This window comes from Mycobacterium sp. E3198, from assembly GCF_001667015.1.
Taxonomy (GTDB): Bacteria; Actinomycetota; Actinomycetes; order Mycobacteriales; family Mycobacteriaceae; genus Mycobacterium.
In genome coordinates, this window is record NZ_LZIS01000059.1 from 50,368 (window position 1) to 68,765 (window position 18,398).

The window sequence follows — 18,398 nt, forward strand, 5'->3', positions numbered from 1 at the left end:
CCCCGTCTGTAGTGACGTTTTAGGACCAAATGCCGAGCATGTCAGGGTGATCCATTGCGCCGGATCGAAAATCGCGGATTTCAGTACGGATATCAGCCGCGGTGGCCGAAGTTATCGGCGATGCCCTGCAATATCTCGGGGTGCCGCAGAAACGGCGTGATGATGTCGACCGGCAATGGGAAAACCACCGTCGAATTCTGATCAGCCCCCAGCTCCAACAACGTTTGCAGATAGCGCAACTGCAACGAGGCGGGGCTCTTCGACAGCGTCTCGGCGGCCTCCCTCAGCTCCTCCGAGGCCTGCAGTTCGCCGCGGGCGTTGATCACCTTCGCGCGCCGCTCGCGTTCGGCCTCGGCTTCGCGGGCCATCGCCCGCTGCATCGATTCGGGAATCTCGACGTCCTTGATCTCGACCACCCGAACCTCAATGCCCCACGGTTCGGTCATCTTTTCGATGATCGTCCGCAGGTCGTTGTTGAGGTCCTCGCGGTGAGCCAGCAGGGTGTCCAGGTCGGCGCGGCCCAGCAAGGAGCGCAGCGTCGTCTGGGCGATCTGCGAGGTGGCGACCGCGTAGTTCTCCACTGCCAGAATCGCTTTCAGCGGGTCGGTCACTTCAAACATGACGACGGCGTTGACGCGGGCCGGCACGTTATCGCGGGTGATCACCTCCTGTGGCGGGATGGTCAGCGTCACCAGCCGCTGGTCGACCCGAATCATCTTGTCCATCAAAGGAATCAGGACACGCAGCCCGGGGCGGTAGAGGGGACGCACATGGCCCATCCGGAACACGACCCCGCGCTCGTACTCCCGCAGCACGGTCAGCGACGCCAACCCGAGCACCGTCAGGATTATGCCGGCGGCGATGACAGCGATCACCCAAGTGGTCACGACGTTTTGTCCTCCTTATCGCCCCAGGACCCCCACCGGGTGGAATACCGGTCGATCGCGGCGGCCACCTGGTCCTCGTGCGCGGTGCGATGGGGCAGGTATTCCGGCGCGTTGGACGGGGTGTTCCAGAGGTGGCGCGCGAGCGGAACTGCCAGCAACACGACCAAGAACGCGGTGCCCACCAATATCAGCGCCTCACTTGCCGAATGGCTGGTGATCAGGGTCGCCAGGGGCAGCAGCACGCCGAAAGCCGCGACGCAGCAGGCGATTCCCCGGTGGAATCGGCCGGCATCCGAATGCGGCCAGGGATCGATTTCGCGGCTGATCTCGCGGCCGTGGTCGGAGGTGGTGCACGTCGACTTGGCCGGGCAACTGTTGCACACGACCGGCACTGCCCGATATCGCATCACCCGGTGTTTCGGGTCGAACGAGCTGGGCCACAGCCAGTGATCCTGCGGGCAGACCCAAGCGTCATGGTCGGGCCGATACGTGAATTGGCCCGTGCGCCATCGGGATGCCCGCGCCGATGCGTGCCGCGCCATCGCGTCGAAGCTCCAGCCGATCGCCAGCAGGACCAGTGAATACCCGGCGATCAACCACACCGATGTGGCGGGCGACGCCATCGGTCAGTCCTGCACCTGTACACCGGCGTCGGTGTAGAGCGGATGTTCGGGCCACTCCTGGACCGTCGAACTGGAGCGGAAGTTGCGCAGCGCGATCCAGGCGATCCACACGAATGGCAGGACGCCGCCGACGATCATGATCACATCGCCCGGCAACCGAAGCCATTCGAGCACCGCGTTGCCGGGTCTGGTGATGTAGCCCAGCGACCGCGCCTCGAAGTAGCCGTCGCTGACCGAATGGTAGAGCTGCAACACGCCGAGGGGGAGCAGCGTGACGAACACCATCCACGCAAGGCCGATGTTCATGCTCCAGAAGGAAATTCGCGCCCATTTGTCCGGCCACTTGTCGGCCGGGATCACGTACCGGAACGCGAACATCGCCAGTCCGACGGCCAGCATGCCGTAGACCCCCATCATCGCGGCGTGCGCGTGGTTGGCCGTCAGCGCGGTGCCGATCTGGTAGTAGGACACAATCGGCAGGTTGATCAGGAAGCCGAAGATGCCGGCGCCCAAGAAGTTCCAGAATCCGACCGCGACGAGGAACATCACCGCCCAGCGATGGGGGAACGGCTTGGTGTCGCCGGACTGCTGGCGCGAACCCAGCTGTAAGAACGCCCACGCTTCGACGGTGAGGAAAGTCAACGGGATGACCTCGGCCGCCGAGAAGAACGCGCCCAGCGCCATGTGTTCCACCGGGGTGCCCGAGAAGTACAGGTGGTGCATGGTGCCGATGACGCCGCCCGCGGAGTACAGGATCACGTCGAGGAAGATGACCCCCAGCGCGATTCGTTCGCGCACCACGCCCAGCAGCACGAACATGTAGGCCACCATCACGGTGGTGAACAGTTCGAGAAAGTCCTCGACCCACAGGTGCACCACCCAGAATCGCCAGAATTCCGCGACGGTGTAGTGCGTGCCGCTGCTGGCCAGCAGCCCGACGGCGTAAAACGCCGGGATCGCCAGGCCGGAGAAGAAGAACAGCCACGGCATGTTCATCTTCGACTCGCCTTTGAGCCTGGACCGCATGCCGCGCCAGATGATCGCGATCCACACGAAAAGGCCGATGATCAGCAATATTTGGAACAAGCGCGGCAGGTCGAGGTACTCCCACTGCTGGGAGAACAGCGACCCGCGCGGAATCACCCCGTAGATCGAGAGCGCCTCGCAGAGCAGCGAGCCGAACACCACCACCGCCACCGCACCCAGCAGCACGTAGGCCAGCAAGCCCTGGCGGCGCGGCTCCCGACGGGCGATGAACGGCACCAGGAAGATGCCGCCCGCGAGGAAGGCGGCGGCCGTCCAGAACAGCGACAGCTGGACATGCCAGGTGCGGGCCAGGTTGTACGGCAGCATGCGCGCCAGGTCCAGGCCGAAGAACGTCGACAGATCGGCCCGGTAGTGCTCGGCCGCGGCGCCGAGCAGCGTCTGGGCCAAGAACAGCAGGGAGACGATCGCGAAGAACCAGATGGTGGCCCGCTGGGCCGGTGTGAGGCCCACCTCGCCGGGTTGGCGGAACGACAGCGTGGACGCCTCGGCGCTGTGCCAGCCCACCTTCTGGCTCCAGCGCCCGTAGACCGCGAACATGATGCCGATGCCGCCCAGCAACGCGATCAGTGACAGTGTCGACCACACGATCACCGGAGCGGTCGGGCCGTTGTCGACCCGCGGCTCGGCCGGCCAGTTGTTGGTGTAGCTGTACTTGTGGCCCGGGCGTTCGGCCGCCCCCGCCCACGCCGTCCACGCGAAGAACGCCGTCAGGTCGTGGATCTGTGCCTTGTCGGTGATCATCCGGGGCAGCAACCCGTATCTGGTCGAGTTCTCACCGAAGTAGGCCGCGTAATGGTTTTGGATGCGGTCGAACGCCCCGGCCTGCCGGTCGGTGAACACCAGCGTCCCGGTCGCGGGGTTGTAGCGGTTGGTCCGGAACTCGGTGACGACCCGATCGCGCGGGTCGGCGTCACCCTGCGCGCGCAACTGGCCGGCGACGTCGTCGGTGGCCATCCGGAGGTATTCGGCCGTGTAATCGGGCCCCAGGTAGGCGCCGTGGCCGAGCACTGATCCGTACTCCATCAATCCGCGAGCTTGGTACAGCTCCTGGCCCCGGGTGATGTCGTCGCCGGTGAACAACACCCGGCCCGATTCGTTGACCACCGTGGCCGGCATCGGCATCGACGCCGAGTATGTGCGGTAGGCCAGGATGCCCATCACCAAAAAGCCGAAGATCATCACCAGGGCGACCCCCTGCAGCCAGGCCCGCGAAATGAGAGGCTGAGCGGAAGGCTGATCGGAGGGGGGCGTCGACGATACCTGCGGAGCTGCCATTACGGGGTGTCCCCTTTCGACGATGGCCGCATCGCCCGGTGTCTCGCTCGCGGCGATGCCACACAGACATCCAACCGTTTCTCGTCCGGCGGCAACAGTGCCTGGGCCATTGATGCGATTGATAGGGACCAATGGCCCCCAGATGTGAACCGAACGCCCCTGGGTAACCCCTGTTTCCGGCAATAACCTACGGGTGGTTCACGACGGTGATTCAGCATTCCGAGCAGCGCAGGAGACCCCGATGGGTGATTCAGCTCCGAGCGTCGTCGTCGGCGTCGACGGATCCAAGGCGGCCATTGCCGCTGCCCGCTGGGCGGTCGACGAGGCGGTGAGCCGCGACATACCGCTGCGCTTGGTTTACGTCATCGAGCCGTCAGGCACTTCTGCGGCCGAGAATCGCGAGGGCCGGCTGGCCACCGCCCGCTCGGCGTTGCACGACGCCCGGCGCGCGATCGAGGCCGCGGGGCGTCCGGTCAAGGTCGAAGCCGAAATCCTTTGGGGAAGACCGCTTGCCAGCATGATCGAAGAGTCCAGGGCGGCGGCGATGATGTGTGTCGGGTCCATCGGACTCAATCATGCCGCCCATGGCGTCGGCTCCCTTTCTGCGAGCCTGGCCGCGTCGGCGCTGTGCCCGGTCGCCGTCATCCGCCGGCCGTCGGGCAGGCGGGCATCCGCCAAGGTCGGCCGCGCCAAGGTCAGTCGTGTCACCGTGCAGGCCGACGACGCCGGCGTGCTGCGCCAGGCCTTCGAGGAGGCGAGACTGCGGCAAGCCCCGCTGCGCGCGATCGCGGTGGCCCATTCCGCCGGGCCGGATGACGTCGAGGCGAAACGTGCTGCGCACGCCCAGCTGAGACGGCGGATCGCCCGATGGACGCGGCAGTACCCCGACGTGGAAGTCGAGTCCGTCGTCGTGCGGGGGAGCGTCGACGAGTATCTGGCCGCCAACCCGGAGCCGGAGCAGCTTTTCGTGACCGACGCGCGCGCGTGCTACGACCTGTGCGGAGCGCACAACGCCGGAAACTCCATTCTCGCCACGCGTTCGAGCAATCTGTAGAGGCTGGCGGTGGCTGAGGTGGGCCCGGGAGGGGACGCGTTGTTAGGTTTCTTTTTGGTCGACGATCACGTGGCGGTGCGGCGCGGCCTGATCGACTTGCTTTGTGCGGACCCCGAACTCGACTGCGTGGGGGAGGCCGGGTCCGTCGCCGAGGCGATGACCAAGATCCCCGCGGCCAGTCCCGATGTCGCGGTGCTCGACGACTGGCTGCCCGACGGAAACGGCGTCCAGCTGTGTCGCGATCTCCGGTCGTCCATGCCGGATCTGCGTTGCCTGATCCTGACGTCGCACAGCTCCGACGAGGCGATGCTGTATGCGGTCCTTGCCGGCGGCAGCGGATACGTCGTCAAAGACATCAAAGGCATGGAATTGGCTTCCGCCATCAAACATGTCGGCGCCGGCCTATCTCTACTCGACCCGCGGGTGACGGCCGGGCTGATGGAGCGGGTGTGGCGGATCGCCGAGGACAACGAGGGGCGCTGGGGTCTCGACGAGCGGGACCGCGCGTTGTTGAGCTTGCTCGGTGACGGCCTGACCGACAGGCAGATCGCCGAGCGGACCGGGTTGGCGGAAGACGTCGTGCGCAAACGCGTGTCGCGTGTGCTGGTCAAACTGGGTGTGACCCGCTATCCGTACTCGCTCGATCGCAACTGGTTCTAAGGGCCCGGGTCAGCCGTGCCCGATGCGCAGCAACTCGGCCAGGCTGGGTAGCTTGACGCGGGGACGCCCGTGGGGCTCGCCGGCGGCTCGCTCATGTCGGTCGATGACCTCCCAGTGAGCGGACGTGACCAGCTTCGGCTGGCGCGATGCCAGCCAGGCGACCAGCTTGTCCGCGTGATCGTCGTCGAAGTCCGCGGGTTTCTCGTCTGCGGCCAAGTCGCGCAGCAGGGTGTCGATGGTGTCCTGGGAGTCCTTCTTATTGGTACCGATCACGCCGGTCGGCCCGCGCTTGATCCACCCGACGACGTATTCGTTGCGGCTGCCCTCCACCCGGCCGTCGGTGTTGGGGATCGTCGCGCTCTTGTCGTCGAAGGGCAGCCCGGGGGTGGGCACGCCGCGGTAACCGACCGACCGCACCACCAATTGCGCCGGCAGCTCCTCGCGTTCGCCGGTGTCCTTCGCCGCCACCCGCCCGCTCTCGTCACCGACCAGCTCGTTACGGCCCAGGACGATGCTCTCCACCTTGCCGTCGCCCTTGATCTCGATCGGAGAAGTGAGGAACCGGAACACGATTCGGCGATGGCCGGGCCGCGGGGCTCGCTGGGCGTAGTCGCGCAGCACCTTGATGTTCTGCTTCGTCGTCTTGCCCACCGCGGCCGCGTCCTCGTCGCTGATGCCCTCCAGTTGCGCCGGGTCGACGATCACGTCAACCCCCTCGAGGTCCGCGAGTTCGCGCAACTCCAGCGTCGTGAACGCCGTCTGCAGCGGCCCGCGGCGGCCGATGATGACCACCTCGTCGACACCGCAGGGGCGCAGCGACTCCAGCGCGTGGTCGGCGATATCGGTCTGCCCGAGCACATCCGGGTCGGTGACCAGGATGCGCGCCACGTCGAGCGCCACGTTGCCGTTACCCACGACGACGGCCCGGGTGCCCGACAGGTCGGGAGTGCTGCGCTCGAAGCTGGGGTGAGCGTTGTACCAGCCCACGAAGTCGACGGCGGCGACGCTGCCTTGCAGGTCCTCACCGGGGATGTTCAGCGCGCGGTCGGACTGTGCCCCCACGGCATAGACCACGGCGTCATACCGCTCGGCGAGTTCGGCCGCCTCCACATGCTCGCCCACCACCACGTTGCCGAAGAAGCGGAACCGGGGGTCTTCCGCGGTCTTCTCGAATTGCTTGCTGATCGACTTGATCTTCGGGTGGTCGGGGGCGACGCCGGAGCGGACCAGCCCCCAGGGCGTCGGCAGCATCTCCAGCATGTCGACGGCCACGTCGACGTTGTCCGACGCGTCGGCGGCCTTCAGCAACGATGCCGCGGCGAAGAATCCCGACGGTCCGGAGCCGACGATCGCGACGTGATATGGGCGCATCCTCGAGCCTTCTGTTCGTGTGGGGGCTGTCACTTGATGCTAAACGCTGGCGCCCGGGCCACGACCTGAGCATTGGTAACGTGGGCGCCTGTGGAACCCGACCGTCAAGCCGATATCGCCGCCCTTGACTCCACCCTGACCACGGTGGAGCGGGTGCTCGATGTGGACGGTCTGCGCAGCCGCATCGAAAAGCTGGAGCACGAGGCGTCGGACCCCAAACTGTGGGACGACCAGACCAACGCGCAGCGCGTGACCAGCGAACTGTCCCACACGCAGGGCGAGTTGCGCCGAATCGAGGAGCTGCGGCAGCGCCTCGATGACCTGCCGGTGCTCTACGAGCTGGCGGCCGAGGAGGGGGAGGGCGGCGCCGACACCCTCGCCGAGGCCGATGCGGAGCTCAAGGCGCTGCGCGCCGATATAGAGGCCACCGAGGTGCGCACGCTGCTCTCGGGTGAGTACGACGAGCGCGAGGCGCTGGTCACCATCCGCTCGGGCGCCGGCGGGGTGGACGCCGCCGACTGGGCCGAGATGCTGATGCGGATGTACATCCGCTGGGCCGAGCAGCACAAGTATCCGGTCGAGGTGTTCGACACCTCCTACGCCGAAGAAGCGGGCATCAAGAGTGCCACCTTCGCGGTGCATGCTCCGTTCGCCTACGGCACGCTGTCCGTCGAGCAGGGCACCCACCGGCTGGTGCGGATCAGCCCATTCGACAACCAGAGTCGACGGCAGACTTCGTTCGCCGAAGTCGAGGTGCTCCCCGTGGTGGAAACCACGGACCACATCGATATTCCGGAAGGCGACGTGCGGGTGGACGTCTACCGTTCCAGCGGTCCCGGCGGTCAGTCGGTGAACACCACCGACTCCGCGGTGCGTTTGACCCACATCCCGACGGGTATCGTCGTGACTTGCCAGAACGAAAAATCGCAACTGCAGAACAAGATCTCGGCAATGCGAGTGCTTCAGGCAAAGTTGTTGGAGCGCAAGCGATCAGAAGAGCGCGCTGAGCTGGACGCCTTGAAGGGTGAAGGCGGCAGCTCCTGGGGTAACCAGATGCGTTCCTACGTACTGCACCCGTATCAGATGGTCAAGGATCTGCGAACCGAGTTCGAGGTGGGCAATCCGACCGCCGTCCTGGACGGGGACATCGACGGATTCCTGGAAGCGGGGATCCGGTGGCGCAATCGAAAAGATGCTGACTAACACGACAGTTACTGCCGCAACCGCCTCGATCCGGGCGCTGGGCTGGCACGAATTCTGGCGCGGCGACGCCGGCCAGTGGATCATCACCCGCGGTCTGCGGATCGTCATGGTGCTGATCGCGGCGGTGCTCGCGGCCCGCTTCGTCAACTGGGTGGCGCAACAGGTCACCCGCCAGCTCGACCTGGGCTTCGCCGAAAGCGACGCGCTGGTGCGCTCGGAGGCAACCAAGCACCGCCAGGCCGTGGCGTCGGTGATCTCCTGGGTGTCGGTCGTGATCATCGGCATCTGGGTCATGCTGCAGATCGCCGACATTCTGCGGTTTTCGGTGGGCGGCCTGGTCGCGCCGGCCACCGTGGTGGGCGCGGCGCTGGGCTTCGGCGCGCAGCAACTGGTGCGAGACCTGCTCTCCGGGTTCTTCATCCTGGTGGAGAAGCAGTACGGCTTCGGTGACCTGGTCACCCTCACGGTCGTGTCGGCGACGGAAGCCAGCGGCACGGTCGAGAACGTGACGTTGCGGGTGACCCGCCTGCGCTCGCCCGACGGCGAAGTGTTGACCATTCCCAACGGCCAGATCGTCAAGGTGGTCAACCTGTCCAAGGACTGGGCGCGCGCGGTCGTGGACATCCCGGTGTCGACGGGCGCCGACCTGAACCGGGTCAACGAGGTCCTGCATCAGGAGTGTGAGCACGCGATGGACACCCCGGTGCTCGGGGAGTTGCTGTTGGATCCGCCCACCGTGATGGGGGTGGAAAGCATCGCGGTCGACACCGTCACTCTCCGACTGGTGGCCCGCACCCTGCCCGGTAAGCAGTTCGAGGTGGGCCGGCAGTTGCGGGTGCTGGTCATTCGTGCGCTGGCCCGCGTCGGAATCGTGACCTCGGCCGACGCGACCGTGGGCCTGGTCGAAGATCCGTCCGTCCCCGTCGCCCAGGCCGCCGAGGAGCGGTCCGACGGCGAAACCAAGGACGCGGTACAGCGCCAGTGAAGTTCACCGTGAACGTCCTCGAGAAGCGCACCGACGGTACGCGACGGCGCTGGAGCCACCTCTTCGGCGGCCGGATACGCACGTCGACGCTGCTGCTGATCGCCGCGTTCTTGGCGGTGTGGTGGGTCTACGACACCTACCGGCCGGAACCGGCTCCCAAGCCGGCCCCGCAGGTGGTACCGCCGGGTTTCGTGCCGGACCCGAACTACACCTGGGTGCCGCGCAGCCGGCTGCAGCAGCCCCCGGCCACCGTCACCTTCACCCCGACCCCGACGACGACAGTGCCGAGCACCACGGTGCCGCCGCCGACGACGACCACGACGCCGCCGTTCGCTCCGCCACCCCCGCCGTGCCTGCTGCCGGCGCCCTTCTGCCCGCCGAGCACCAGCCCCACGCCGACCCCGCCGCAGCTGCCCCAGCCGGGGCCCGGCCCGGCCCCGAGTTCACCGGCGCCGGCCGGCTGACTTCGCTTGCCAGCGAAATTCACCGCTACACTGGCGTGCCGTGATGATCACCCTTGACAATGTCAGCAAGAAGTACAAAGCGTCGGCCCGTCCGGCGCTCGATGACATCAACGTCAAAATCGACAAGGGCGAATTCGTCTTCCTGATCGGCCCCTCGGGGTCGGGGAAATCGACGTTCATGCGGCTGCTGCTGGGCGAGGAGTCGCCCAACACCGGTGACATCCGCGTCTCGAAGTTCCACGTGAACAAGCTGCCCGGACGCCACATCCCGAAGCTGCGCCAGGTGATCGGTTGCGTGTTTCAGGATTTCCGGCTGCTGCAGCAAAAGACCGTCTACGAAAACGTCGCTTTCGCGCTGGAGGTCATTGGCAAGCGCCGGGACGCGATCAATCGGGTGGTTCCCGACGTGCTCGAGACGGTCGGCCTGTCCGGCAAGGCCAACCGGCTGCCGCAGGAGCTGTCGGGCGGTGAGCAGCAGCGGGTGGCGATCGCCCGCGCGTTCGTCAACCGGCCCCTGGTGTTGCTGGCCGACGAGCCGACCGGCAACCTCGACCCGGATACCAGTAAGGACATCATGGATTTGTTGGAGCGGATCAATCGCACCGGCACGACGGTGCTGATGGCGACGCACGACCACCACATAGTGGACTCGATGCGGCAGCGCGTCGTCGAGCTGTCGCTGGGCAGGCTGGTGCGCGACGAGCAGCGCGGCATCTACGGGATGGATCGCTAAGTGCGCTTCGGCTTCCTCCTCAACGAGGTCCTGACCGGCCTTCGCCGCAACGTCACCATGACGGCCGCGATGATCCTGACGACCGCGATTTCCATCGGCCTGTTCGGCGGGGGCCTGCTGGTGGTGCGGCTGGCCGAACACTCCCGGGCCATCTACCTCGACCGCGTGGAGACGCAGGTCTTCCTCACCGAGGACGTCTCCGCCAACGACCCGTCCTGCACCGCCAACCCGTGCAAGGCGCTGCGGGAGAAGATCGACAAGCGGGAGGACGTCAAAGCGGTTCGGTTCCTCAACCGGCAGGACGCCTACGACGACGCGATCCGCAAGTTTCCGCAGTACAAGGACGTTGCCGGAAAGGATTCCTTCCCAGCGTCTTTCATTGTCAAACTAAATAACCCCGAGCAGCACAAGGACTTTGACACCGCTATGCAGGGTCAGCCGGGGGTGCTGTCGGTGCTCAACCAGAAGGACCTGATCGACCGCCTGTTCGCGGTCCTCGACGGGTTGAGCAACGTCGCGTTCGCAGTCGCCCTGGTGCAGGCCGTCGGCGCGATCCTGTTGATTGCCAACATGGTCCAGGTGGCGGCGTTCACCCGCCGCACCGAGATCGGGATCATGCGCCTGGTCGGCGCCAGCCGCTTGTACACCCAGCTGCCGTTCCTGGTGGAGGCGATGGTCGCGGCGGCGGTTGGCGTGGCCATCGCGGTCGCCGGCCTGATTCTGGTTCGGGCAACGTTTTTGGACAACGCGCTGAACCAGTTCTATCAAGCCAATCTGATCGCCCGGGTCGACTATGCCGACATCATTTACATCTCGCCGATCCTTTTCCTGCTCGGCGTGTCGATGGCCGGACTGACCGCCTACGTGACGTTGCGCCTGTACGTACGGCGGTAGCTGTGGCCAAAGACTCTCCCCGGAGCAAGGCGGCGGGCGACAAGCGCGGCAGCAAACAGATCGTGGCCACCAATCGCAAAGCGCGCCACAACTATTCGATCGAGGAGCTTTACGAGGCCGGGGTGGCCCTGCAGGGTACCGAAGTCAAGAGTCTGCGCGAGGGCCACGCGTCGTTGGCTGACGCGTTCGCAACGGTTGACGACGGCGAAGTGTGGTTGCGCAACCTCTACATCCCCGAGTACCAGCACGGTAGCTGGACCAACCATGACCCGCGCCGCAATCGAAAGTTGTTGTTACATAGGCAACAAATCGACAGACTGGTCGGCAAGATACGAGATGGTAACCTCGCGCTCGTGCCAATGTCTCTGTATTTCTCCGAAGGAAAGGTCAAGGTCGAGCTCGCGCTCGCGCGCGGCAAGCGAGCCTACGACAAGCGCCAAGACATGGCCCGTCGCGATGCCAATCGCGAACTGCATCGAGAGTTGGGCCGGCGAGCCAAGGGCATGAACTGATCGGGGCGGCTTACGCCCAGCTGTCTGCCGTTACCTACGGGGTCAGCGATTTCGTGGGCGGTGTAGCCGCTCGACGGGTGGCCGCGCTGCGGGTGATGCTGGTGGCCTACCCGCTCGAGGCATTGATTCTGGGCGTGCTGGCCATCGCCGTGGGCGGCCCGATCCAGTCCGGCGCGATCATTTGGGGCAGCCTGTACGGCATTGGTATGGCGTTCGGCATGTGGGCGTTCTTCGCCGCGCTGGGCTCCGGGCCGATCTCGGTGGTCTCGCCGCTGGCCGCCGTCCTGAACGCGGCCGTGCCCGTCGCGGTCGGCGTGGCGCTGGGGGAGCGACCCGGCCAGGCGGCGTCAGTGGGCGTCGTCCTGGCCCTGATCGCGGTGACGCTGGTCAGCCGCGAGGCCACCACCGATGGCGTGACGCCCTACCGATTCACCCCAAAAGTGGCCTGGCTCACGGTGCTGGCCGGGTCGGCGATGGGGCTCAACATGGTGTTCCTGCATCAGGCGCCGCATGCCACCAAGCTCTGGCCGCTGGTATTCGCCCGGCTGGCCGCCACCGCGGTCGTGTTCGGCATGTCCGCGCTGAGCAACAATTTGCGGCTCCCGCGCGGCAAGCCGATGAAGATGGCGCTCACGGTGGCCCTGCTGGACGCCTGCGCCAACGTGACGATGTTGGCGGCGCTGCACACCTGGCTGCTCTCGCTGGCGAGCATCCTCATCTCGCTGTATCCGGCCGCGACGGTCGTGCTGGCCATGGTCGTGCTGCGCGAGCGGGTCAGTCGCCTGCAGGGCGTCGGCATGGTGATGGCCATGGGATCCGTGGCGATGATCGCCGCAAGCTAGCGACGGCCTAGTATCCGACCATGGCCGATCGACCGGTGACCAAGCTCGACAAATCCGAGGTGCTCGCTGGCCTCTTCGCGGTGTGGGACGGCATCGACGCCCTCCTGGACGGGCTCACGGAGGCCGAATGGCAGGCGGCCAGTCCGCTGCCGGGCTGGGACGTCAAGGCGCTGGTGGCGCACATGATCGGCACCGAGTCCTTCCTCGCCGGCGTCGCTGCACCCCAGCCCGACATCGACCTCTCGGCGCTCGAGCATGTCCGCAACGACATCGGCGTCATGAATGAGTGCTGGGTCCGTCACCTCAGCTCGGAGGCTGGCGCCGACGTGCTGGCACGGTTCAGGGACATCACCAGCGACCGGCGCAAGGCCTTGACGGGCATGTCCGACGAGGACTGGGACGCGGTCACGCCGACGCCGGTGGGCCCGGAAAGCTATGGGCGGTTCATGCGGGTCCGGGTGTTCGACTGCTGGATGCACGAGCAGGACATGCGGCAGGCACTGGCGCGCCCGTCGTCCGACGACGCGCTGCGCGGCCCGGCCTCGGAACTCTCCCTCGACGAGATCGCGGCCACCATGGGGTACGTGGTGGGCAAGCGCGCCAAGGCGCCCGACGGTTCGCGCATCCTCTTCGAGCTGACCGGCCCGGTGGCCCGCGACATCCGCGTCAACGTGGACGGTCGCGCTGCGCTGGTCGACGACTTCGGCGGCCAGGAGCCGACGGCCACGATCCGGCTGGACGGGCTGCAGTTCACCCGGCTCTCCGGCGGCCGCCCGATGAGCCCGGCCCGCGACCAGGACATCGAACTCGGCGGCGACAAAGAGGTCGCGTCCCGGGTCGTCGAGAACCTCAACTTCGTGATCTGACAGCGTTTTTCGCCGCGACATAGATCACACCGCGCGGCGTAGGTGTAGCCACGCGGCCTCATTGGGTAGCCGAGAACGTACCGGCGCGCCTTGCGCCGACACCGAATCGTCAATGCCAGGAGGGCTGAGAGTCCATGACCGCACCCGATACCACCCGTTTGCTCGCGCAGCTGCGCACGCTGCTCGATCTGACCAACACTGAGATCCAGGTCGCGGAAACCCGCGTCGTCCAGGCACGCACCGAGGCGGTGCGCCGCGAACTGTCGCAGAACGCCGCGAACGGCCGCAAGCGCGCCGAGGCCCTTGAGACCGCGATCCGCAAGCTGGGCGGTTACCCCGACGTCATCGGTCCTTTCCTGGGACGCGCCGCGGCGGCGGTCAAGGCGCTGACCGAGCAGGCGGAGCCGTTCGACGAGGCGCTGCTGGGCGACCTGGCGCTGGAGGACCAACTGCTGGACCGCGCCCGCTACACCAAGGCGCTGGCCGTCGCGGCCAAGCGCCAGGACATCGAGAACTTGGCAGAGCGCCTGATCACCGCGCACTCGGCCACGGTGGACTGGCTGACCACCGTGCTGGCCGAAGACGCGCTCGGCGGGCCGGCCGCGCTGCGGCGCACGCCGTTGCAGGCTGCCGCCGGCACCGCGGTGAAACTGGTCAACCTGCCCATGTCGTGGTCGGCCCGCGGGTTGGACAGGGCCGTCGACACACTGCGCTCCACCGGCCCGGCGCTGGGCGACCTGGTCAAGCGCGGCGGCAATGCGGGCGAGGTTGCGGCGAAGGCGCTGTCCGCGTCGCAGAGTGCGGCGTTGAAGGCCGCGGAGCGGGTCACCCGTTCCGAGGGGGCCGACGGCGCCGCCGACGCGCTGCACGCGGGCCGCACGGCGGCCGGTGTCCTGGACGCCAAGGAGCTGCCCATCCGCAAGTACGACGACCTGAACGTCAGCGAAGCGGTGGCCGCGATCAAGGAGCTGACGGCCCCCGACGACGTTCGCGCGATCCTCGCCTACGAGGAGGCGCACAAGAACCGGCAAGGCATCGTCTCGGCGGCGCAGACCCGCGTGGCTGCCATCGCACAGGACGTCGTGGGCATCAAGTAACGGCTAGCCGCCTTGGCCCGAGGGCCCCCCTGGAGTCGTCTGACCGGGGGGGTTCTCGGGTCTGGCGGCCGGCTCGGGAAGGTAATTCCGTTGCCCGTTGTTGTGCACCGCGTACCATTGATAGTCCTGCCGAAAGTCGGCGGGGATGCGAGGGGCTGAACGGCTTCGACTTCGCGCATCGAATCAAGGGAAGCGTGCCGGTGCAGGCAAGAGACCACCGTAAGCGTCGTTGCAACCATATAAGCGCCGATTCACATCAGCGCGACTACGCTCTCGCTGCCTAAGCGACAGCTAGTCCGTCAGACCGGGAACGCCCTCGACCCGGACCCTGGCGTCAGCTAGAGGGATCCACCGGTGAGTCCGGTCGCGGGACTCATCGGGACATATACAGCGACTGGGATCGTCATCCTGGCTGGTTCGCGTGACCGGGAGATCCGAGTAGAGGCATAGCGAACTGCGCACGGAGAAGCCTTGAGGGAATGCCGTAGGACCCGGGTTCGATTCCCGGCAGCTCCACTGTATAACTGCAGGTCAGAATACTAAATATAACCGAAGCTAGAGCCCCGTCAACGATCTGGTCAACATCGGGAGTGTAAGCTCCGGCTCGTGGCGTCCACGAAGATCCGTTACCGTGCCGACGGGAGCTCCTACACTGCCGTCCTGTACCGGCACGGCGGCAAACAGACCAGCAGCAGTTTCGGTGACCATGCCGAGGCCCTGCGATTCCAAGACGTCTGCAACCGGCTGGGTCCAGCCGAGGCCCTGAGGATCTGGGAATCCAAACAGCCGAAAGAGGGGCTCAGTGTCGCGGAGTTCATCGAGCGGCACATCGATTCCCTGTCCGGGTTGGAACGGAAAACCCTCGCCGAGTACCGGCGATATCTGACCCGCGATATCGATCCTGCCCTAGGTCCCATCCCTCTGAGCACCCTGGGCCGTACTGACGTGAGCCGGTGGGTGAACACGATGCGCGATGATGGTGCCTCGGGGAAGACCATCCAGAACAAGGTGGGCTTTCTCTCCGGTTGCCTGAATGCTGCCGTCCAGGATGGACTGCTACCTGCTAACCCTGCCATCGGTGTCCGGCTGCCGAGGACAGTCCGACGCGAGATGACCTTCCTGACGATGGACGATTACAGATTGCTTAAGGCCGCCTTTACTGAGCATTGGCATCCATTCTTGGACTTCCTAGTTGCCTCCGGCTGCAGGATCTCAGAGGCCACCGCATTGACCCCTGGTGACGTCGACACCGCCAGAGAAACCGTCCGCATCACCAAGGCCTGGAAGAGGATCCCCGGTGGTGTCGACGCCAAGTACGAGCTCGGCGCACCGAAGAGCCGGAGGTCCAACAGGACCGTGGCCGTCCCCAAGTCGATTCTGGAACAGCTGGATTACTCCAAGGAATATCTGTTCACCACCACCAAGGGTCTGCCCATCCGCGTCTACTCCTGGCGTACCAATGTCTGGATGCCCAGCGTGGCCAAGGCTAAGACAAAGGACGAGAAGAACCCGGACAAGGTGTTGCTTACTAAGCCAGTTCGTATCCATGACCTTCGCCATACTGCTGCGAGCTGGTGGCTTGGCAAGGGCGTCCCGCTGATTACCGTTTCGGCCCAGCTGGGCCATGACGACACCTCCGTCACGGCGAAGATCTATGGCCACCTGGACCAGGCTGCAGGCCAAGCTGCGGCAATTGCTATGGCTGAAATGATGAGCTTCTAAATGTGATGTTCGCCACCGTTTCTGACAATTGCGAGGGCTGCGTTATTTCCCACCAGGAGTTATGGGCGAACTCCCATAGTTGTCCGGCTTGTGTATTAATTACGTCTTTTGCCCAAATTAGCTGAGCGGTCTGCAGCGTAAGCTCCTGCCGTGTTGTCGAAGTCCCTGGCCGAGGCTGCAGCGGAAATCCCCTGCAGTGAGAGGTGGCTGGCCGATAACCTCAGGGCTGGCAAGTTTCCTGGTCGGAAAATTGCGAGGCAGTGGAGACTAACCGAGGACGATCTGCTGGCCATCCTTGATATCTGCCGGGTGAGACGGGATTCTCCTGGAACCTCGGCCACCCCCACAACTGCCCGCAAGCTCAGGAGGCGCTAGCTACAGCCCAAGAGCGGCTGAAAGATCCCCGAGAGAACCGCAGAGTTACGGGCAACTCGGGGTCTAATCAATTAAAACCCTGCGTATATATAGAGGTACGCGATCTGTAGATAAGATTATCCGTAAAAAGAATGGCTCGCAGCGGATGCTCCGAGCCAATCCAAGTAAAGGTTCCCCAACCTTATATAGGTTCTCCGCAAGAAAGAAACCCGTAATGACCATTCACCCTCAACCAGAAGTGAAGCAGTCAATGAAGAGTATACACGAACCAGAACAATTTAGTCAGTCTAAGTTATTTCCCACGATCACGCTAGCCGATCTTTTCTCGGAGCTAGATGATCGGATATTCGATGATCATTCTAAGCTGATCGGAGGGTGGTCCAAGGACCAGTTGACTCTCGATATCGACAAGGTGTGGCGGGACCTATTCCCTGGGCGCACCACAAGGCGGCTGCTGGCCATCGCTAGGTTCGCCAGATCGGTATATGTAGCCGAATGCCATCACCCTGGCCAGGGGTGCCACTACTCCCGAGCTATGTCGTCCTACAACGACCGCTACCGGCGGACCAATGACCCCTTCGATAGTTACCGGCTGACGACTGGTGCAGCCGATGACCTGCAGTCTCTGGGCCTGATTGATCAGGTCTGTGGCAGGCGCTGGGGGAAGGAAACAGCCGTCTACCCGACCCGTGAGCTAATGGATTTTCTTGCCTACATCGACCCCCAGGAGGCACCAGCATCGCCCCCAGTCCCTGAGATGCTCTTCCTGAAAAGCAAGAGCACTATCGGCAAAGACGGCAAGGAAATCCCCGGCTCCAACCTGCCATACCGGGATACCGCAGAGACTAAAGAGCTGAAGTCCAAACTGGCCATCATCCTGGCCAAGAGGCTGGGCACCACAATCAACTACCGGGAGGGCTCATTAGACGTCAGCAGGTTGCGAATGATCTTCGTGGAGTCGTTCGCCAGGATCGGCAGGATCTACGAGAAGTGGCAGAACATCGAGAGTTCCCAACGACAGCACTTCCGTTGGGTGATGAACGGCAAAGAGTACCGAATGGTTGAGCTGGACTACCGATGCATGATGCCCACTCTTGCTTACTATCTGTTGGGAGTACCGCCGCCCCCTGGGGACCTATATGAGATCCTTGGATGGGAAGGCAAAGAAGGAAGGAAGCTGGTCAAGCTGGGCATGATTGTGATGCTCAATGGCGGGGGAACAAGAAGTATCCGTCGGGAGGGCAAACTATTCCTGCAGGACGCCAAGCTGTTGGTGCAGGACATCAAGAAAGCACACCCAGCACTAGAACCTCTATTCGGTACAGATACCGGAGCTAACCTGATGAAGATGGATGGGCAGATAGCAATAGAAGTGATGCTCGCCATGATTGACAAGACTGGTATCTGTCCTTTGCAGGTCCACGATTCATTCCTCGTGCCAGACATCTATGAGGACATCCTCAGGGGCGTCATGAAAGAGAAGGGAAGGCCCTATGGATTGATCGTTGATGGGGGAGCAGGAGGGGAAGGAAGGAAGGAACCTTCATAATGGGGTTACATTATTTCTCATGCCTCTGAACTGCAGGAACACGAACCTTTGAGGCGAGGCGCAGACACGCTCAAGAGGTCAAGCACTTCTCGCCTTGCGACTTTGTGTCACTCGCTAGCAAGGTACCGAGTCAGGAAATTACGCAGGGGAGGCTGTCGTACGCCTGGGAACATGTAGGGCTTTTAGGACACGTCGGGAGGGTTTCCCCTACCGCAGGGTGGCGCACCTGGCTCTCCGGG

The 18,398-nt window shown here is 64.6% G+C and carries 17 protein-coding genes and 1 other RNA gene; 14 read left to right on the top strand and 4 right to left on the bottom strand.

What is annotated here, in order from left to right:
* Window positions 1–92: 92 nt before the first annotated feature.
* From A5673_RS07155 to A5673_RS07165, 3 genes are read right to left on the bottom strand one after another with little or no spacing between them, the layout of a single operon-like run.
* Complete coding sequence (locus A5673_RS07155) at window positions 93–887, bottom strand: slipin family protein (RefSeq protein ID WP_068229105.1); 795 nt, start codon at window positions 885–887, stop codon at window positions 93–95.
* Window positions 884–1,510 (bottom strand): hypothetical protein, encoded by a 627-nt coding sequence (locus A5673_RS07160; protein WP_068229108.1) that lies wholly within the window; start codon window positions 1,508–1,510, stop codon window positions 884–886. Before A5673_RS07160 ends, A5673_RS07155 begins: the two co-directional genes overlap by 4 nt.
* A gap of 3 nt (window positions 1,511–1,513) precedes the next feature.
* Window positions 1,514–3,832 carry a nitric-oxide reductase large subunit gene (locus A5673_RS07165; RefSeq protein WP_068229111.1) on the bottom strand — a complete coding sequence of 773 codons (2,319 nt, stop codon included), beginning with the start codon at window positions 3,830–3,832 and terminating at the stop codon, window positions 1,514–1,516.
* Window positions 3,833–4,073: 241 nt separating this feature from the next.
* Between A5673_RS07165 and A5673_RS07170 the strand changes: the two genes are divergently transcribed.
* The gene (locus tag A5673_RS07170; RefSeq protein WP_068229114.1) at window positions 4,074–4,886 is read left to right on the top strand and encodes a universal stress protein; all 813 of its coding nucleotides are present in this window, start codon (window positions 4,074–4,076) and stop codon (window positions 4,884–4,886) included.
* A gap of 39 nt (window positions 4,887–4,925) precedes the next feature.
* Complete coding sequence (locus A5673_RS07175; RefSeq protein WP_068229253.1) at window positions 4,926–5,546, top strand: response regulator transcription factor; 621 nt, start codon at window positions 4,926–4,928, stop codon at window positions 5,544–5,546.
* Window positions 5,547–5,555: 9 nt separating this feature from the next.
* On the opposite strand, the gene A5673_RS07180 is transcribed toward A5673_RS07175, so the two are convergent.
* The gene (locus A5673_RS07180; RefSeq protein WP_068229117.1) at window positions 5,556–6,917 is read right to left on the bottom strand and encodes an FAD-dependent oxidoreductase; all 1,362 of its coding nucleotides are present in this window, start codon (window positions 6,915–6,917) and stop codon (window positions 5,556–5,558) included.
* A gap of 90 nt (window positions 6,918–7,007) precedes the next feature.
* On the opposite strand from A5673_RS07180, the gene prfB reads away from it, so the two are divergent.
* The 12 genes from prfB (at window position 7,008) to A5673_RS07240 (ending at window position 18,159) form a co-directional block, all read left to right on the top strand.
* Window positions 7,008–8,120, top strand: coding sequence for a peptide chain release factor 2 (gene prfB / locus A5673_RS07185; protein ID WP_068229120.1), 1,113 nt, complete (start codon window positions 7,008–7,010; stop codon window positions 8,118–8,120).
* Window positions 8,110–9,105: a mechanosensitive ion channel family protein gene (locus A5673_RS07190; RefSeq protein ID WP_068229123.1), complete on the top strand. Its 996-nt coding sequence runs from the start codon at window positions 8,110–8,112 to the stop codon at window positions 9,103–9,105. Before prfB ends, A5673_RS07190 begins: the two co-directional genes overlap by 11 nt.
* Window positions 9,102–9,569 (top strand): hypothetical protein, encoded by a 468-nt coding sequence (locus tag A5673_RS07195; RefSeq protein WP_068229126.1) that lies wholly within the window; start codon window positions 9,102–9,104, stop codon window positions 9,567–9,569. Before A5673_RS07190 ends, A5673_RS07195 begins: the two co-directional genes overlap by 4 nt.
* A 43-nt stretch (window positions 9,570–9,612) precedes the next feature.
* The gene (gene ftsE / locus A5673_RS07200; protein ID WP_066908895.1) at window positions 9,613–10,302 is read left to right on the top strand and encodes a cell division ATP-binding protein FtsE; all 690 of its coding nucleotides are present in this window, start codon (window positions 9,613–9,615) and stop codon (window positions 10,300–10,302) included.
* Window positions 10,303–11,196 (top strand): permease-like cell division protein FtsX, encoded by an 894-nt coding sequence (ftsX, locus tag A5673_RS07205; protein WP_068229129.1) that lies wholly within the window; start codon window positions 10,303–10,305, stop codon window positions 11,194–11,196.
* A gap of 2 nt (window positions 11,197–11,198) precedes the next feature.
* Window positions 11,199–11,708 (top strand): SsrA-binding protein SmpB, encoded by a 510-nt coding sequence (gene smpB / locus A5673_RS07210; RefSeq protein ID WP_068229132.1) that lies wholly within the window; start codon window positions 11,199–11,201, stop codon window positions 11,706–11,708.
* A gap of 92 nt (window positions 11,709–11,800) precedes the next feature.
* Window positions 11,801–12,550: an EamA family transporter gene (locus A5673_RS07215; RefSeq protein WP_197518320.1), complete on the top strand. Its 750-nt coding sequence runs from the start codon at window positions 11,801–11,803 to the stop codon at window positions 12,548–12,550.
* Between the two features lie 20 nt (window positions 12,551–12,570).
* The gene (locus A5673_RS07220; RefSeq protein ID WP_068229138.1) at window positions 12,571–13,416 is read left to right on the top strand and encodes a maleylpyruvate isomerase family mycothiol-dependent enzyme; all 846 of its coding nucleotides are present in this window, start codon (window positions 12,571–12,573) and stop codon (window positions 13,414–13,416) included.
* Between the two features lie 134 nt (window positions 13,417–13,550).
* Complete coding sequence (locus A5673_RS07225) at window positions 13,551–14,513, top strand: hypothetical protein (protein WP_068229141.1); 963 nt, start codon at window positions 13,551–13,553, stop codon at window positions 14,511–14,513.
* 151 nt (window positions 14,514–14,664) lie between these two features.
* Window positions 14,665–15,032, top strand: a transfer-messenger RNA (tmRNA) gene (ssrA, locus tag A5673_RS07230).
* Between the two features lie 87 nt (window positions 15,033–15,119).
* A complete protein-coding gene (locus tag A5673_RS07235; protein ID WP_068229144.1) occupies window positions 15,120–16,235 on the top strand; it encodes a site-specific integrase in 1,116 nt (371 codons plus the stop codon).
* 910 nt (window positions 16,236–17,145) lie between these two features.
* On the top strand, window positions 17,146–18,159 hold the full coding sequence (locus A5673_RS07240) for a hypothetical protein (RefSeq protein WP_068229147.1): 1,014 nt from the start codon (window positions 17,146–17,148) through the stop codon (window positions 18,157–18,159).
* Window positions 18,160–18,398: the final 239 nt, after the last annotated feature.

Excerpts from the sequence above, each read along its gene's own strand:
- A5673_RS07160 (WP_068229108.1), bottom strand. The coding sequence starts at position 1,510 with ATGGCGTCGCCCGCCACATCGGTGTGGTTGATCGCCGGGTATTCACTG.
- A5673_RS07165 (WP_068229111.1), bottom strand. The coding sequence starts at position 3,832 with ATGGCAGCTCCGCAGGTATCGTCGACGCCCCCCTCCGATCAGCCTTCC.
- A5673_RS07170 (WP_068229114.1), top strand. The coding sequence starts at position 4,074 with ATGGGTGATTCAGCTCCGAGCGTCGTCGTCGGCGTCGACGGATCCAAG.
- A5673_RS07180 (WP_068229117.1), bottom strand. The coding sequence starts at position 6,917 with ATGCGCCCATATCACGTCGCGATCGTCGGCTCCGGACCGTCGGGATTC.
- A5673_RS07190 (WP_068229123.1), top strand. The coding sequence starts at position 8,110 with ATGCTGACTAACACGACAGTTACTGCCGCAACCGCCTCGATCCGGGCG.
- ftsE (WP_066908895.1), top strand. The coding sequence starts at position 9,613 with ATGATCACCCTTGACAATGTCAGCAAGAAGTACAAAGCGTCGGCCCGT.
- A5673_RS07220 (WP_068229138.1), top strand. The coding sequence starts at position 12,571 with ATGGCCGATCGACCGGTGACCAAGCTCGACAAATCCGAGGTGCTCGCT.
- A5673_RS07225 (WP_068229141.1), top strand. The coding sequence starts at position 13,551 with ATGACCGCACCCGATACCACCCGTTTGCTCGCGCAGCTGCGCACGCTG.
- A5673_RS07240 (WP_068229147.1), top strand. The coding sequence starts at position 17,146 with ATGTCGTCCTACAACGACCGCTACCGGCGGACCAATGACCCCTTCGAT.